The sequence below is a fragment of the Isoptericola luteus genome (assembly GCF_020297055.1).
GTDB lineage: Bacteria > Actinomycetota > Actinomycetes > Actinomycetales > Cellulomonadaceae > Isoptericola > Isoptericola luteus.
In genome coordinates, this window is the sequence record NZ_JAIXCQ010000001.1 from 560,943 (window position 1) to 577,095 (window position 16,153).

Here is a 16,153-nt window from a genome sequence, read left to right on the forward strand (position 1 = left end):
CACGACCAGGCAACGTCTCGTGAGTGACCAACAGTGCAACGACGCATGGGAGGAACGAACGATGAGAACGAGCAGAGCGACGAGGTATGCCGTCGCCGCGGCGACGGCGGGGGCGCTCGCCCTGACGGGGACGGCGGCGACGGCGTCCCCTGGGCACGGGCACGGGCACGGCCACGGGCCCGACGACGGCGTCCAGCTGGAGCGGCTCGACCGCGGGTTGGTCGCCGCCAGCACGAGCGAGGGAGTCTTCCTGTCCTGGCGCCTGCTGGGCCAGGAGGTCACGGGCGCCACCGCCACCGGGATGGCAGGCCCGGGCTTCGCCGTCTTCCGCGACGGGCGGCGCATCGCGACGGTCAAGGACTCGACCAGCTACGTCGACGCGGACGGCGACGCCACCGCGCGGTACGCCGTCGCGCCGCTGCGAGGCGGCAAGCACGGCGAGCCCGGCAAGCACGGGAACGAGGGGCGTCGCAGCGCGACGGTCACGGCCTGGGACTCCGGGCACCTCGACATCCCGCTGAACAAGCCGGCCGGCGGCGTCACCCCGGCCGGCGAGGAGTACACCTACTCCGCGAACGACGCCTCGGTCGCCGACCTGGACGGCGACGGCACCTACGAGATCGTGCTCAAGTGGGACCCGTCGAACTCCAAGGACGTCTCCCAGAAGGGGTACACCGGCAACCAGTACCTCGACGCGTACGAGCTGGACGGCACCCAGCTGTGGCGTATCGACCTGGGCGTGAACATCCGCGCCGGCGCGCACTACACGCAGTTCCCGGTCTACGACTTCGACGGCGACGGCCGGGCCGAGGTCATGGTCAAGACGGCGCCGGGCTCCAAGGTCACGACGTACCGGCACGGGAAGCCGACGAGCACGCGGTACGTCAGCATCCCGAAGGACGACCGCCGGGCGGGGGTCACCCACGCGGACGACTACCGGTACAGCGCCGACGACTACGCCGAGCACCTGGTCCGCATGTTCCAGGGCTGGAGCGAGCAGCCCGAGGTGGTCTCCGGGCAGTGGCCCGCGACGCTCGAGGAGGCGTTCGGCGTCGAGCAGACGCACGACTACCCGCTGAGCGAGCAGGACGCGCGCGAGCTCGTCGACTACTTCATCGACGTGTACGCGCCGGGCCGCTCGGCCCGCAACGACCTGCGCACCTTCGAGGGCTTCGTCATCTCGGGGCCGGAGTACCTGTCCGTCTTCGACGGCCGCTCCGGCCGGCCCCTGGACACCGTGGACTACGAGCCGGGCCGGTTCGACGACGGACTGCGCTGGGGCGACTACGCGATGTCGCGGATCGAGCCGGGCAACCGCGTCGACCGGTTCCTCTCGGGCGTCGCCTACCTGGACGGCGAGCACCCGTCCGCGGTGTTCGCCCGCGGCTACTACACGCGCACCACGCTCGTGGCCTACGACTGGGACGGGCGGCACCTGTCGAAGCGCTGGGACGTGGACTCGGGCTGGACGCCGATGTCCAACCCGTTTGACGACGGACCCCACGGCGTCCCCGGCACGGACCCGGAGTTCGGCCTCATCACGACGCAGGGCTTTCACTCGATGTCGGCCGCCGACGTCGACGGCGACGGCAGGCAGGAGATCGTGTACGGGGCGGCGACGATCGACGACGACGGCTCGCTGCTGTACTCGTCGTTCGACACGCTGCCGGAGGGCAGCGCGAACCCCGGCGCGTCGGCCGGGCTCGGCCACGGCGACGCGATGCACGTCTCGGACCTCGACCCGGCCCGTCCGGGGCTGGAGATCTGGACCTGCCACGAGGGCGGCGCCTGGGCGCCGTACGGCTCCGCGATGCGTGACGCCGCCACGGGCGACGTGCTCTTCGGCGCCTACTCCGGCCGCGACACCGGTCGCTGCCTGGCCGGTGACGTGCGCACCGACGTCCCGGGCCTCGAGGTGTGGGCGTCCATGCCGGACGGCACCGACGCGTCGGGCCTGCTCAGCGCGTCGGGCGAGCAGCTCGGCGCTGCCACCCCCGGCACGAACCAGTCCGTGCGCTGGGCCGCCGACGGGTCCACCCAGATCATCACGGGCGCCGGTGACGTGACGCCGCAGATCGTGGACGGCGACGGCACGGTGCGCGAGACCCTCGAGGGCACGCGCACCAACAACGGCACCAAGGGCAACCCGTCGTTGGTGGCGGACGTGCTCGGCGACTGGCGTGAGGAGGTGCTCGTGCGGACGGCGGACTCGTCGGCCCTGCGGCTGTACCTGTCCACCGAGGTCGCGGACACGGCGATGTACACCCTCATGCACGACCCGCAGTACCGCGCCGAGGTGGCACGGAAGCAGACCACCTACAACCAGCCGTCGTACCCGGGGTTCTACCTCGCGTCCGACACCGACTGGTCGCAGGTGCCGCTGCCGCGGACCAGCACCCGCTGACCCGGCGCACCGGACGGAACGACGAAGGGAGACCCATGAAGGTGACCATCCTGGGGGCCGGCGCGATCGCCGGGGCCCACGCCGAGGCGATCCGGGCGCTGGAGGCCCACGGCGGCCCGGCGGGCGTGGAGCTGACGCACGTCGTCGACGTCGACGCCGCGCGCGCCCAGGAGGTCGCCGCCAGGTTCGGGGTGCCCCACCACGGCACGGACCTGCAGGAGGTCCTCGACGGCGGCGAGGCGGACGTCGTGCACGTCTGCACGCCGCCGTCGGTCCACCTGGGGGCCGCGGTGGCGGCCCTGGGTGCGGGGGCGCACGTGGTGGTGGAGAAGCCGGCGGTGCTGTCGCTGGCCGAGGTCGACGCGCTGGCCGCCGCGCAGCGGCGAGCGGTCGACGCCGGTCTGCCGGGGCGGTTCACCCAGATCGTCCAGCACCGGTTCGGTGCGGGCATCGGCCGCCTGCGCGGGCTGCTCGACGACGGCACGCTGGGACGGCCGCTCGTCGCGCAGTGCGAGACGTCGTGGTTCCGCCCGCCGGCGTACTTCGACGTGCCGTGGCGCGGGCGCTTCGACACCGAGGGCGGCGGGACGACGATGGGCCACGGCATCCACCAGTTCGACCTGCTGGTGGCGGTGCTCGGGCCGTGGGAAGAGGTGCGGGCCATGGCCGGGCGGCTCGCGCGCCGCACGGACACCGAGGACGTCTCGACGGCGCTGGTGAGGTTCGCGAACGGCACGCTGGCGACGATCACGAACTCGGCGGTCTCCCCTCGCCAGACGTCGCGGCTGCGGTTCGACACCGAGGCCGCCACCGTGGAGCTGGAGCACCTGTACGGGTACTCCGACGCCGACTGGACGGTGACGCCCGTCGCCGGGCGCGAGGACGTGGCGGAGCTCTGGGCGGCGGACGTCGCCCGCACCCGGGGCGCGGGCGAGAGCGGGCACCTGGCCCAGCTCGTGCCCACCTACCGGGCGTTCGCCGAGGGCCGGACGCCGCCGGTGACCCTCGCGGACACGCGGTCCACCCTCGAGCTCGCGGCGGCGATCTACCGGTCGGCGTTCACGGGGCTGCCCGTGCTCGCCGGGGACATCGTCGCGGGCGACCCGTTCCACGCCTCCATGGCCGGGTCGGGCACGCCCTGGCCCGCGGTCAAGGACGTCCCCGTCTGACCCTCCGCCGCTGCCCACCCCGTCCGCTGTGGGCGGGGGGGGGGGGGGGGGGGGGGGGGGGCCCGCCCCCCCCCCCCCCCCGGGGGGGCCCGCCCCCCCCGCCGGGGGGGGGGGGGGGCCGCCCCGGTTGCCCCCCCCCCCCCGGCCCCCCCCCCCCGCTCACAGCGACGACGGGTGGGGAGTGGTCACGACGACGACGGGCGCTCGTCCGCGACGATCGCCCCGTCGTCGAGACGGATCCGCCGGCCGCGGAAGCGCTCGAGCATCGTGCGGTCGTGCGAGACGAGCACGAGGGTGCCGGCGAACGCGGTGAACGCGCGCTCCAGCTCCTCGACCAGCGCGGGCGCCAGGTGGTTGGTCGGCTCGTCGACGAGGAGCACGTCTGTGGTGGTCGTGACCACCCGGGCCAGCTCGAGACGCGAACGCTGCCCCTGGGACAGCTCGCCGATCGGGCGGGGCAGGTCCTCGGGGCGGAACAGCCCCGTCGCCAGCAAGGCTTCCGCGTGCTCGTCCAGGTCGCCGGGGCGCCCGGCGGCGAACCCGTGCAGGACGGTGCGCGCGTCGTGCCGCGTGAACGTGCCCGCCTGGCGCAGGAACCCCACCCGGCCCTCCGTGCGTGCCGCACCCGCGTCAGTCGGGACCTCGCCCGCGACGACGCCCAGCAGCGTGCTCTTGCCCGCGCCGTTCGCCCCCGTCACCAGCACGTGCTCGCCCCGGGCCACCACCAGCCGCGGGACGACGAGCCGCCCGTGCACCACCACACCGTCGAGGTCGATCGATGGCCCGCCGGGCGGACTGGTGGTGCCGTCCGCCGGGCCGGTGGTGCGCCCGGAGCGGTGGGTGCCGGCGGCGCCCGCGCCGGCGCCCGTGGTGGCGACGTCGGTGCGGAACTCGGCCCGCTCGGCGGGTCGCTCCGCCGGGTCCTGGGTCAGCCGCCGCACCCGCTCCTTGGCGTTGCGGATGCGGCCCGTCGCGCCGTGGGTGCGCCCGCGCATGCGGAACCCGCCGGCGCCGAACACCGACAGCGGCAGACGGCGGGGGATATGGTCCATCCGTCCGACGTTCGTGTCGACCAGGCGCTGCTGGCGTGCGAGGTCGGCGCGCCAGCGCTCCCACGCGAGCCGCGCCTGCTCGCGCTCGGTCTCCTTCGCCGTGACGTAGCCCGCCCAGCCGGTGCCGTACCGGCGGGCCCGGCCCGCCTCGACCTCGACGAGAGTGGTCGTCAGGGCGGCCAGGAACGCCCGGTCGTGGGTCGCCGTGACGACGGTGCCGTCGTGCGACCGCAGCCGCTCGGCGAGCCAGTCGAGGGCGTCGTCGTCGAGATCGTTGGTCGGCTCGTCCAGGAGCAGCAGCTCCGGGTCGGCCGCGAGCGTCGCTGCCAGCGCGAGCCGGGAGCGCTCCCCGCCGGAGAGCGAGCCGAGCGCGCGCGACCGGTCCAGGCCCGGCATCCCGAGCCGGTGCAGCGCCACCTCGACCCGGCGGTCGGCGTCGTGCCCGCCGCGGGCCTCGAAGCGTGCGGTGAGCGCGCCGTACTGCTCGATGGCGCGGTCGAGCGGTGCGCCGTCGAGCGCGCCGAGCGATCGCCCGAGGTTCGCGACCTGCCGCTCGAGCGAGCGCAGGTGCGCCAGCGCCCGGTCGACCGCCTCGGCCACCGTGCTCGTCGCCGGCAGGTCGAGGGTCTGGGGCAGGTAGCCGATGCCGTCCGGCGCGCGCACCGTGCGGGTGCCGTTCTGCGGCGCCAGCACGCCGGCTACGACGGCCAGCAGGGTGCTCTTGCCGGATCCGTTGTCGCCGACGAGCCCGACGCGCTCGCCCGGCGAGACGGTCAGGGACAGGCGGTCGAGCACCACGCGGTCGGCGTAGCGCAGGGTGATGTCGGTGAGGGCGAGCTGTGACGGGTCCATGGGCGGGACTCCTTCCGTCGTCGGTGTCGACGACCGTGACCGGCGGTGGGCGCGCAGACGCCGACGCGGAGCGAGGCTCGACGCGTCGGCGCTGGTGCGGTCACAGAGTTCCCATCGCCCTGCACGCTACGGACCGGGCGGCCGGGGCGCGAGGTGTTTTCCCGCGCCGTCGGCCGCCCGTCTGCGGTGCGCGCCGGCGGTGCCCGGCCCGGCGTCAGCCGGCCCGCACCACCCGCACCGCACCCGCGGGCACGGTGAGGAGGCCGTCCACGGCGGCGTCGGTCAGCAGCTCCCGGCCCGTCACGGGTGCGTCGGCGGTGCCGAGCGTCGCGTCGGTGTCGGTGTGGTTGATCGCGAACAACCACGACGTGCCGGTGCGCTGCCCTGGCGCGGCGTCGTCCGACCAGCGGCGCACCACCTCGACGCCTGCGGGGGCCGCGACGTCCGGGGCCACGCCGGCCTCGTCGACGAGCGTGCCGACCAGGGCGTCGAGCCCGCCCTCGTCGAGCCGGGCGCCCACGTACCAGGCCCGGCCGGAGCCCGTCTCGCGGCGGGTCACGGCGGGCCGCCCCCGCAGCACGCCGTCGTCGTAGGTGGCGACGGCCTCGGTCCCGTCGGCGAGGCGGGTCTTCTCCGTCCAGAGGTCGACCTGCGACGTGCCGCCCACGACCTTGCCGCTCACCGTGACCGTCTCGCCGGCCTGGAGCGTCACGAACTCCTCCGTCCGCACGCCGAGCAGGTCGCGGAACGCCCCGGGGTAGCCGCCGAGGCGGACGTGGTCGTGCTCGTCGACGACGCCGGAGAAGTAGGTGATCGCCACGGTCGCCCCGCGACGTGCCGCCGCCGCGACGTTCGCCGCGTCGGCGTCCGTGACCAGGTACGTGGTGGGCAGGACGACGAGGTCGTAGCCGCCGAGGTCGGCGTGCGGGGGCACGAGGTCGACGGTGACGCCGCGGCGCCACAGCGCGCGGTACCAGGCCTGCACCTGGTCGATGTAGCGCAGCTCCTGCGTCGGGTGCGAGTCCAGCTCGGCGCCCCACCACGAGGGCCAGTCCACGACGAGCGCCGTCCGGGCCCGCACCCGCGACCCGCGCACCTCGCCGAGCGACCGCAGCGTCCGCCCGAGGTGCACGACGTCGCGCCACACGTCCGTGTCCCGGCCGGCGTGGGGGACCATCGCCGAGTGGTACTTCTCGGCGCCGGCCCTCGAGGCGCGCCACTGGAAGAACATCACGGAGTCCGCGCCGCGGGCCACGTGGGCGAGCGAGTCGCGCAGCATCTCGCCGGGCGCCTTCGCATGGTTGCGCGGCTGCCAGTTCACCGCCGACGTCGAGTGCTCCATGAGGATCCACGGCGCGCCGCCCGCGACGCCGCGCGACAGGTCGGCCGAGAACGCGAGCTCGACGTAGCGCTCGGCGTCGGCCGCGACCGTGTAGTGGTCGTTGGCGACGACGTCCAGCTCCGGTGCCCAGGAGAAGTAGTCCATGCCCTTGGTGGCGCTGGTCGCCATGAGGTTGGTCGTGGTGGGCACGTGCGGGGTGATCGCACGCAGGGTGTCGCGCAGGTCGCGGTAGTAGTCCAGCAGGGCATCGGAGGAGAAGCGGTCGAAGTCGAGCTGCTGGGTCGGGTTGGCGAACGTCGGCGCGACGAGCGGCGGCAGCACGTCGTGGAACGAGCCGTACCGCTGCGACCAGAACGCCGTGCCCCACGCCTCGTTGAGCGCGTCGACGGTGGTGTAACGCTCGCGCAGCCAGTCGCGGAACGCGGCGGCCGCGGCGTCGGAGTAGTCGCGCGGCACGTGGCAGCCGATCTCGTTGTCCACGTGCCACAGCGCCAGCGCGGGGTGGTCGCGGTAGCGCTCCGCGACACGGGTGGCCATGCGCAGCGCGTAGTCGCGGTGCACCGGGTGCGTGACGGCGTACGACTGGCGGCCGCCCTGGTGCAGCACGGTGCCGTCGGCGAGCCGCGGCAGGATCTCCGGGTGCTTGCGGGTGAGCCACGGCGGCGGGGAGGCGGTGGCGGTGGCGAGGGCCACCTGGATGCCGGTGGTGTGCAGCCGGTCCAGCGTCTCGTCGAGCCAGCCCCAGTCGAGCTCGCCCTCGCGTGGCTCGAGGGTGGCCCAGGAGAAGATCGCCACGCTGACCAGGTTGACCCCGGCCTCGCGCATGAGCTCGAGGTCCTCGAGGCGGACCTCGTCCGGCCACTGCTCGGGGTTGTAGTCGCCGCCGAAGCCGAGGCCTGTGAGGCCGGCGTTCCAGGCGCGGACCTGGGAGGGGTCGAAGGACTCCGGTGTGGTGCGTCGTCGCATGGTCGGGAGTCTGCCATGAATCGGTTCAACGCCGCGAGATCGAGGTACCCGTCGCGAGATCGACCTTCTGAAGGTCGATCTCGCGACGGGTACCTCGATCTCGGGGGAGGCTCGGGGGAGCGGGCGGGTCAGCCGACGCCGGTCGTCGACTCCCGCACCACGAGCTCGGGCTGGAACGTCACGTGCGCGACGGTGTCGTCGGCGTCGAGCAGCAGGTCCGCCGCCCGGTAGCCGAGCTGGTGCGTGGGCTGCCGCACCGACGTCAGCGGCGTCGCCAGCTCGCCCGCGAACGCGACGTCGTCGTATCCGACCACGGCCATGCCCGACGGCACCGGCACGCCGGCGATGCGCAGGGACCGCAGCGCGCCGAGCGCGGTGAGGTCGTTGACGCAGACCATCGCGGTGGGGCGATCCTCGAGCGCGAGCACCCGCTGGGTGCCGGCCTGGCCGCCGTCGGCGTTGAGGCTGCGGATGGTCACCTCGACGAGCGCCTCGTCAGGGTCCATGTCCGCCGCCGCGAGGGCCGACCGGATGCCGTCGGAGCGGTCGGCGCACTGCCGGATCGAGTGCGGCCCGTTGAGGAACGCGAGGCGCTCGTGGCCGAGCCCGACGAGGTGCTGCGTCGCTGCCGCGGCGCCCGCGCGGTCGTCGACGGCGACGGAGGACAGGGTGTCCGAGGGGGAGGGGCGGTCGAGCAGGACGACGCGCAGACCGCGCGCCCGCAGCGACTCCAGGTGGTCGAGCTCGTCCGTGGCCGGTACGACCATGACGCCCTGCACGCCGTGCTCCTCGAAGAGCCGCAGGTACCGGGCCTCGCGCTCCGGCTCCTCGTCGGAGCTGGCGAGCATCAGGGTGTACCCCGCCTCGTCGAGACGGTCCTCGATGCCGCGGGCGACGTCGGTGAAGAACGGGTTCGCGACGTCGAGCACGATCGCGCCGGCGGTGGTGATCGTGCCCGCCCGCAGCTGGCGGGCGGAACCGTTCGGCACGAACTCGAGCTCGTCGATGGCGGCGACGACGCGCTCGCGGGTGGCGGGCGAGACGCGGTCGGGGCGGTTGAGGACGTTCGAGACCGTGCCGACGGAGACCCGAGCCAGGCGGGCGACGTCGCTGATGGAGGCGCGGCGTCGCGGTGCGGTCGTGGTCATGGTGGGTGCTCCTCGTGGTCCGGGCGCCACGTCGCGCCGTCGCCCCAGGGTACGGGCAGCCGGGCGGCGACGGGCCTGCTAGGTTCGCGTGATGAACCGATTCACAGGGGACGGTGCGACGACGCACGTCTGCTTCGTGTCGCGGGTGCGGCCCGACCGGCTCGACGAGTATCGCGCTGCCCACGCCGCCGTCTGGCCCGAGATGCTCGAGGCCCTCGCCGAGACCGGCTGGCACGACTACCGGCTGTTCCTCGGCGCCGACGGGTTGCTCGTCGGCGTCCTGCGCACCGACGACTATGCGCGCGCGCAGCGGGACATGGCCGCGCGCGAGGTCAACGACCGGTGGCAGGCGCAGATGAAGGACTTCTTCCTGCCCGCCGACGGTCGGCCCGACGAGGGGTTCGTCCAGCTCGAGGAGGTCTTCCACCTGGAGTCGCAGCTCGAGGACGCCCGCCGTCAGCGCTGAACCGCCGCGACCTGTCAGGACGAGGGCCACGAAGACGTGCACGTGACCCTGACAGGTCGCAGCGCCCGGGAGCTGTCAGGACGAGGACCACGAAGACGTGCACGTGACCCTGACAGGTCGCAGCGCCCGGGAGCTGTCAGGACGAGGGCGATGAAGACGTGCACGTGGCCCTGACAGGTCGCAGCGCCCGGGAGCTGTCAGGACGAGGGCGATGAATACGTGCACGTGGCCCTGACAGGTCGCAGCGCCCGGGAGCTGTCAGGACGAGGATCACGAAGACGTGCACGTGACCCTGACGCGACGCAGGCGGTTGACGACGGCCGGCGCCGACCTTACGCTATGAAACGATTCAAGCCACGTGGTCGACACGTCGACGACGATGGGCCGCACATCGTCGCGCGACGGAGCGTGACCGAGGAGGAAGAGATGACGGTGAGGACGCCCGTGCTCGACGCGCGGCTGCGCAAGGCGCTCGGTGAGCAGACGATCGAGCTGCCCTCGTGGGCGTTCGGCAACTCCGGCACCCGGTTCAAGGTGTTCAGCACACCGGGGACGCCGCGGGACCCGTACGAGAAGATCGCGGACGCCGCCCAGGTGCATCGCCACACCGGGATCGCGCCGCGGGTCTCGCTGCACATCCCGTGGGACCTGGTCGACGACTTCACCGACCTGGCCCGGCACGCCCAGGAGCACGGCGTGACCATCGGGATGATCAACTCGAACCTGTTCCAGGACGACGACTACAAGCTCGGCTCGCTCACCCACGCCGACCCGGCGGTGCGCCGCAAGGCGGTCGCCCACCACGTGCAGTGCGTCGACGTCATGCGGGCCACGGGCTCGACGGAGCTGAAGGTCTGGCTGCCGGACGGCACCAACTACCCCGGCCAGGACTCGATCCGCGCCCGGCAGGACCGGCTCGCGGAGTCGCTCGCGGAGATCTACGCGGCGCTGGACGACGACCACCGGATGGTGCTCGAGTACAAGTTCTTCGAGCCGGCGTTCTACCACACGGACGTGCCCGACTGGGGCACGTCGCTGCTGCACTGCCTGGCGCTGGGCCCCAAGGCGAAGGTCGTCCTCGACACGGGCCACCACGCGCCGGGGACCAACATCGAGTTCATCGTCGCGCAGCTGCTGCGGCAGGGCCGGCTCGGCGCGTTCGACTTCAACTCGCGCTTCTACGCCGACGACGACCTCATGGTGGGCGCGGCCGACCCGTTCCAGCTCTTCCGGATCATGCACGAGATCGTCCAGGCCGACGCGCTGCGTCCCGACTCCGGTGTGAACTACATGCTCGACCAGTGCCACAACATCGAGGAGAAGATCCCCGGCCAGATCCGGTCGGTGATGAACGTGCAGGAGGCCACGGCCAAGGCGTTGCTCGTCGACGGCGAGGCGCTCACCGCCGCGCAGCACGCGGGCGAGGTGCTCGGCGCGCACGGCATCCTCATGGACGCCTACAACACCGACGTTCGCGGGCTCCTCGCCGAGCTGCGGGCCGAACAGGGGCTCGCCGCCGACCCGATGAGGGCCTTCGCCGACTCCGGGTACGCGGCGAGGACCGCGGCCGAGCGCGTGGGTGGCCGGCAGGCCGGCTGGGGCGCCTGACGATGACGACGACGGGAACGACGTCGCGCACCACCACGGTGGCCGACCGGCTGCTCGACGGCCCGCACGGCGCGCTGCCGGTGCGCGTCTACACGCCGGCGACGACGCCGGTCGCCGGCCTCGTGTGGGCGCACGGCGGCGGGTTCGCCCGCGGCGACCTCGACATGCACGAGGCCGACGGCGTCGCGCGAGGGCTGGCGGCGGCCGGCGTCCTCGTCGTCAGCGTCGACTACCGGCTCGTGCCCCCGATCGACGAGGACGCCGCACGGGACGGCGCGGGCCCCGGCCCGATGGGCGTGCGGGGCGTCCGCTTCCCGGTGCCCTCCGAGGAGGTCGGGTTCGCCTTCGACTGGGCGCGAGGTGGTGCGGCCGGCCTCGACGTGGCGCCGGACCGGTGGTCGATCGGCGGGGCGAGCGCGGGCGGCAACCTCGCGGCGGGGGCGTCCCTTCGGCTGCGCGACGCCGGCACCCCGGTGCGCAGCGTCGTGCTGGCGTACCCGGTGGCCCACTACGCCCTCCCGCCGCACTCGGACGAGCTCGCCGCCAAGGTGGCGGCGGTCGGCGGCAGCTTCCCGCCCGCGCTGGTCGCGGCGATGAACGACAACTACCTCGGCCATCCCGACGGCCCGACGTCGCCGTACGCGTTCCCCGGCGGCCGCGGCGTGGACGACCTGCGCGGCCTGCCGCCGACGTTCGTCCTGACCTCGGACACCGACGGCCTGCGCTCCTCCGGCGAGGCGTACGCGGCCGAGCTGGCCGCGGCGGGCGTGGACGTGCTGCTCGTCCGCGAGGACGGCACGCGGCACGGTCACCTCAACCAGCCCGACGACCCCGCGTGCGCGCGCAGCATCGCGCGCCTCGCCGCGTGGCTCACCACGGACGCGCTCGCGGGCACCTCGCACGAGCCGCCGTCCTGACGCGGCCGCGCCGCGCGACCCCGTCCCGACCAGACCTTCATCCTCCGGAGCACCGATGACGAACCCCACCATCCATCCGACGGTCGCGTCGCTCGTCGAGCGGTCGAACCGCCTCGGCGCCGACCCCCGCAACACCAACTACGCCGGTGGCAACACCTCCGCCAAGGGGATCGAGAAGGACCCGGTCACCGGGCAGGACGTCGAGCTGCTGTGGGTCAAGGGGTCCGGCGGCGACCTCGGCACCCTGACCGACAAAGGTCTCGCCGTCCTGCGCCTGGACCGGCTGCGCGCCCTCACCGAGGTGTATCCGGGCGTCGAGCGCGAGGACGAGATGGTGGCGGCGTTCGACTACTGCCTGCACGGCAAGGGCGGCGCGGCACCCAGCATCGACACGGCCATGCACGGCCTGGTCGACGCCGCGCACGTCGACCATCTGCACCCGGACGCGGGCATCGCGATCGCGACCGCCGCGGACGGCCCCGCGCTGACCGAGGCGATCTTCGGCGCCAAGGTCGTGTGGGTGCCGTGGCGACGCCCGGGCTTCCAGCTCGGCCTGGACATCGCCGAGGTCAGGGCGGCGCACCCCGAGGCGATCGGCACCGTCCTCGGCGGCCACGGCATCACCGCGTGGGGCGACACGGCGCAGGAGGCCGAGGGGAACTCGCTGTGGATCATCGAGACCGCCGCGGCGTACATCGAGGCGCACGGGCGACCCGAGCCCTTCGGGCCTGCGCTCGAGGGCCACGGCGCCCTTCCCGACGACGAGCGCCGAGCCAAGGCCGCCGCGCTCGCCCCGCACCTGCGCGCCGTCGCGTCGCACGACAGGCCGCAGGTGGGCCACTTCACGGACGACGACGACGTCCTCGACTTCCTGGGGAGCGCCGAGCACCCGCGCCTGGCGGAGCTGGGCACGAGCTGCCCCGACCACTTCCTGCGCACCAAGGTGAAGCCGCTGGTCGTGGACCTGCCGGCCACCGCGACGGTCGAGGAGATCGTCGGGCGGCTCCCCGAGCTGCACGAGGCGTACCGCGCCGACTACACGGCGTACTACGAGCGCGGCGCCGCGGAGGCTCGCGCGCGCGGCGAGGAGCCGCCCGCGATGCGCGGCGCGGACCCCGCGATCGTGCTGGTGCCCGGCGTGGGCATGTTCTCCTACGGCGCGGACAAGCAGACCGCGCGGGTGGCGGGGGAGTTCTACGTCAACGCGATCCACGTGATGCGCGGTGCGGAGGCGCTGTCCACCTACGCCCCGATCGACGAGTCGGAGAAGTTCCGCATCGAGTACTGGGCGCTCGAGGAGGCGAAGCTCCGGCGCAAGCCGGCGCCCAAGCCGCTCGCGACCCGCATCGCGTTCGTCACCGGCGCGGCGTCCGGCATCGGCAAGGCCATCGCGACCCGCCTCGCGGCGGAGGGCGCGTGCGTCGTCGTCGCCGACCTGGACCTGGCCAAGGCGCAGGCCGCCGCGGCCGAGCTGGGTTCGACCGACGTGGCCGTCGGGCTGGCGGCGAACGTCGCCGACGAGGCCGCGGTGCAGGCCGCGCTGCGCGAGGCCGTCCTCGCCTTCGGCGGCGTCGACATCGTGGTGAACAACGCCGGCCTGTCGCTGAGCAGGTCGCTGTTCGACACCACCGAGGCGGACTGGGACCTGCAGCACGACGTCATGGCCAAGGGATCGTTCCTCGTGGCCAAGAACGCCGCGCGCATCCTCGTGGACCAGCAGCTCGGCGGCGACATCGTCTACATCTCGTCGAAGAACTCCGTCTTCGCCGGCCCCAACAACATCGCGTACTCGGCCACCAAGGCCGACCAGGCGCACCAGGTGCGGCTGCTTGCCGCCGAGCTCGGCGAGCACGGCATCAAGGTCAACGGCATCAACCCCGACGGCGTGGTGCGCGGCTCCGGCATCTTCGCCTCCGGCTGGGGCGCCAACCGTGCCAAGACGTACGGCATCGAGGAGCAGGACCTGGGCGCGTTCTACGCCCAGCGCACGCTGCTCAAGCGCGAGGTGCTGCCCGAGCACGTCGCCAACGCGGTGTACGCGCTGTGCACGGCCGACTTCTCGCACACCACCGGCCTGCACGTCCCCGTCGACGCCGGCGTGGCGCAGGCGTTCCTGCGATGACCGGCGCGTCGGCCGGCCGCCGGGCGGCGGGCACCTTCGCCGCCGTCGACCTGGGCGCCACCAGCGGGCGCGTGATCCTCGGCCGGTTCGGCGGTCGCGACGGGTTGCGGCTGCAGCACGTCGCCCGCTTCCCGAACGATCCGGTCCGCACCCCCGACGGCCTGCACTGGAACCTGTTGGAGCTGTACCGGCAGGTGGTCGAAGGGCTCGCCGCGGCGGAGCGCGAGGCGCCGGGGGAGATCCTCGGCGTCGGGATCGACTCGTGGGCGGTGGACTACGGGCTGCTGCGCGGCGGCCGGCTGCTGGGCCTGCCGTACCACTACCGGGACCGGCGCACGGCCGACGGCGTGGCGCGGGTGCACGCCCGCGTGGACGCCGCCACGCTGTACACCCGCAACGGGCTGCAGCACCTGCCGTTCACCACGGTGTTCCAGCTCGCCTCGGAGGGCCCCCTGCTCGGCCTCGCCGACCGGCTGCTGCTGGTGCCCGACCTGCTGGCGCACTGGCTCACCGGCGCGGAGGTCGCCGAGCGCACCAACGCCTCCACCACCGGGCTGCTCGACGCGCGCACGGGCCAGTGGGACACGGCCCTCGCGGCGGAGCTCGGGATCCCGGCCGCGATCCTCCCCGGCCTGGTGGACCCCGGCGCGTCGCTCGGCGTGCTCGCGCCCGACGTCGCCCGGCTGGTGGGCCGGGCGCTGGCCGTCACCGCCGTCGGCTCCCACGACACGGCGTCTGCCGTCGTCGCGGTCCCGACGACCGACCGGGACGTCGCCTACGTGTCGTGCGGCACCTGGGGGCTGGTGGGGCTCGAGCTCGACGCGCCCGTGCTCACCGAGGAGGCGCGCCTCGCGGGCTTCACCAACGAGCGCGGCGTGGACGGCCGTACCCGGTTCCTGCACAACGTCATGGGCCTGTGGCTGCTGAGCGAGTCGATCCGCACGTGGGAGCCAGGGGCGACCACGGCGCAGCGGTCCAGCACCCTGGCGCAGCTCCTCGCCGAGGCCGCGCACATCTCCGCGCCGGTCACGCTCTTCGACGTCGACGACCCGCGCTTCCTGCCGCCGGGTGACGTCCCCGGACGCATCGCCGACTGGTGCCGGGAGCACGACCAGCCCGTGCCGGCCACGCGCGGGGAGTACGTGCGCAGCATCGTGGAGAGCCTGGCGCAGGCGTTCGCGGACGCCGTCCGGGCGGCGGCGAGCCTCGCCGGACGCACCGTGTCGACCATCCACGTGGTGGGGGGCGGCGCGCAGAACACGCTGCTGTGCCAGGCGACGGCGGACCGCTCGGGGCTGCCCGTCGTGGCCGGGCCGGTCGAGGCCACCGCTGTCGGGAACCTGCTGGTGCAGGCGCGCGCCGACGGCCTCGTGGACGGCGGGCTGGAGGACCTGCGGGCGCTCGTCGCCGCAGCGTTCACGCCCGAGCGCTACATGCCGCGGTAGCCGCGGCTCCTCGGCGCCCCGCTGGAGACCAGGCGGGCCGGCCCCGCGGCCGGTGCCGGCACGGGGGCCGCGAACTGGGCCCACACGTGCTTCTCGCCGTGGTCGGTGCGGTACCAGCCGACCTGGTCCGCGACCCTCCGGGCGATGCGCAGGCCGTGGCCGCCCTGCCCCGGCTCGCGGTCGTGGGGCACGACGGGCGGCGCCTCGGGGCTGCGGTCGACGACGTCCAGCACCGCGACCCGCCCGTCGCAGAGCAGCCGCGCGACGACCGGCGGCCGCGCGTGCTCGAGCGCGTTCGCGACGAGCTCGCTCGCGACGAGCACCATGCGCTGCCGTCCGGTGAGGCCGCCGACGTCGTCGGACGGGCCGACCTGGGCCGCGGGGCAGTGGCACGGCAGCCGGGAGTCCAGGCCAGCGCGCACGTCGGCGAGCTCGTCGACGCTGCGCACCGTCCACGACCCGACGAGGTCGAGCCGCCCGACGGGGGCGCCCTCGACCGGGGTCACGGGCGCACGTCCGGAACCATGCAGCCTCCTGTGGCCACGGGGATAGGGGTGCTTTCCGAGGGCCGCGACAGCGACCGGATCCGTCGTCGACCCTACTGCGCCCGCGCGTGTGTCGCGCGCGCTACGGCCTCCTCGCCGTGAGCACGCCGTCGGGGC

General features: G+C 74.1%; 11 protein-coding genes. 7 read left to right on the plus strand and 4 right to left on the minus strand.

All coding sequences use genetic code 11. The annotated features are described in order from the left end of the window. Positions 1 to 61: 61 nt before the first annotated feature. A complete protein-coding gene (locus tag LEP48_RS02665; RefSeq protein WP_225563982.1) occupies positions 62 to 2,404 on the plus strand; it encodes a rhamnogalacturonan lyase in 2,343 nt (780 codons plus the stop codon). A gap of 35 nt (positions 2,405 to 2,439) precedes the next feature. Further along, positions 2,440 to 3,573 (plus strand): Gfo/Idh/MocA family protein, encoded by a 1,134-nt coding sequence (locus tag LEP48_RS02670; protein WP_225563985.1) that lies wholly within the window; start codon positions 2,440 to 2,442, stop codon positions 3,571 to 3,573. Positions 3,574 to 3,758: 185 nt separating this feature from the next. Here LEP48_RS02670 and LEP48_RS02675 read toward each other — a convergent pair whose 3' ends face one another. The 3 genes from LEP48_RS02675 to LEP48_RS02685 form a co-directional block, all read right to left on the minus strand. Then, a complete protein-coding gene (locus LEP48_RS02675; protein ID WP_225563987.1) occupies positions 3,759 to 5,477 on the minus strand; it encodes an ABC-F family ATP-binding cassette domain-containing protein in 1,719 nt (572 codons plus the stop codon). 214 nt (positions 5,478 to 5,691) lie between these two features. Beyond that, positions 5,692 to 7,785, minus strand: a complete 2,094-nt coding sequence (locus tag LEP48_RS02680) for a beta-galactosidase (protein ID WP_225563989.1) — start codon at positions 7,783 to 7,785, stop codon at positions 5,692 to 5,694. Between the two features lie 128 nt (positions 7,786 to 7,913). Next, the gene (locus LEP48_RS02685) at positions 7,914 to 8,933 is read right to left on the minus strand and encodes a LacI family DNA-binding transcriptional regulator (protein WP_225563991.1); all 1,020 of its coding nucleotides are present in this window, start codon (positions 8,931 to 8,933) and stop codon (positions 7,914 to 7,916) included. Positions 8,934 to 9,024: 91 nt separating this feature from the next. On the opposite strand from LEP48_RS02685, the gene LEP48_RS02690 reads away from it, so the two are divergent. The 5 genes from LEP48_RS02690 to LEP48_RS02710 all read left to right on the plus strand — a co-directional run bounded on the left by LEP48_RS02690 (position 9,025) and on the right by LEP48_RS02710 (position 15,491). Beyond that, positions 9,025 to 9,399, plus strand: a complete 375-nt coding sequence (locus tag LEP48_RS02690; RefSeq protein ID WP_225563993.1) for an L-rhamnose mutarotase — start codon at positions 9,025 to 9,027, stop codon at positions 9,397 to 9,399. A 426-nt stretch (positions 9,400 to 9,825) separates the two neighbouring features. Then, a complete protein-coding gene (rhaI, locus tag LEP48_RS02695; RefSeq protein WP_225563995.1) occupies positions 9,826 to 11,007 on the plus strand; it encodes an L-rhamnose isomerase in 1,182 nt (393 codons plus the stop codon). A 2-nt stretch (positions 11,008 to 11,009) separates the two neighbouring features. Next, positions 11,010 to 11,924: an alpha/beta hydrolase gene (locus tag LEP48_RS02700; protein WP_225563997.1), complete on the plus strand. Its 915-nt coding sequence runs from the start codon at positions 11,010 to 11,012 to the stop codon at positions 11,922 to 11,924. A gap of 55 nt (positions 11,925 to 11,979) precedes the next feature. Beyond that, on the plus strand, positions 11,980 to 14,046 hold the full coding sequence (locus LEP48_RS02705) for a bifunctional aldolase/short-chain dehydrogenase (RefSeq protein WP_225563999.1): 2,067 nt from the start codon (positions 11,980 to 11,982) through the stop codon (positions 14,044 to 14,046). Next, positions 14,043 to 15,491 (plus strand): rhamnulokinase, encoded by a 1,449-nt coding sequence (locus LEP48_RS02710; protein ID WP_225564003.1) that lies wholly within the window; start codon positions 14,043 to 14,045, stop codon positions 15,489 to 15,491. Before LEP48_RS02705 ends, LEP48_RS02710 begins: the two co-directional genes overlap by 4 nt. Here LEP48_RS02710 and LEP48_RS02715 read toward each other — a convergent pair. Continuing rightward, the gene (locus LEP48_RS02715; protein WP_225564004.1) at positions 15,476 to 15,997 is read right to left on the minus strand and encodes an ATP-binding protein; all 522 of its coding nucleotides are present in this window, start codon (positions 15,995 to 15,997) and stop codon (positions 15,476 to 15,478) included. The genes LEP48_RS02710 and LEP48_RS02715 overlap by 16 nt on opposite strands. Positions 15,998 to 16,153: the final 156 nt, after the last annotated feature.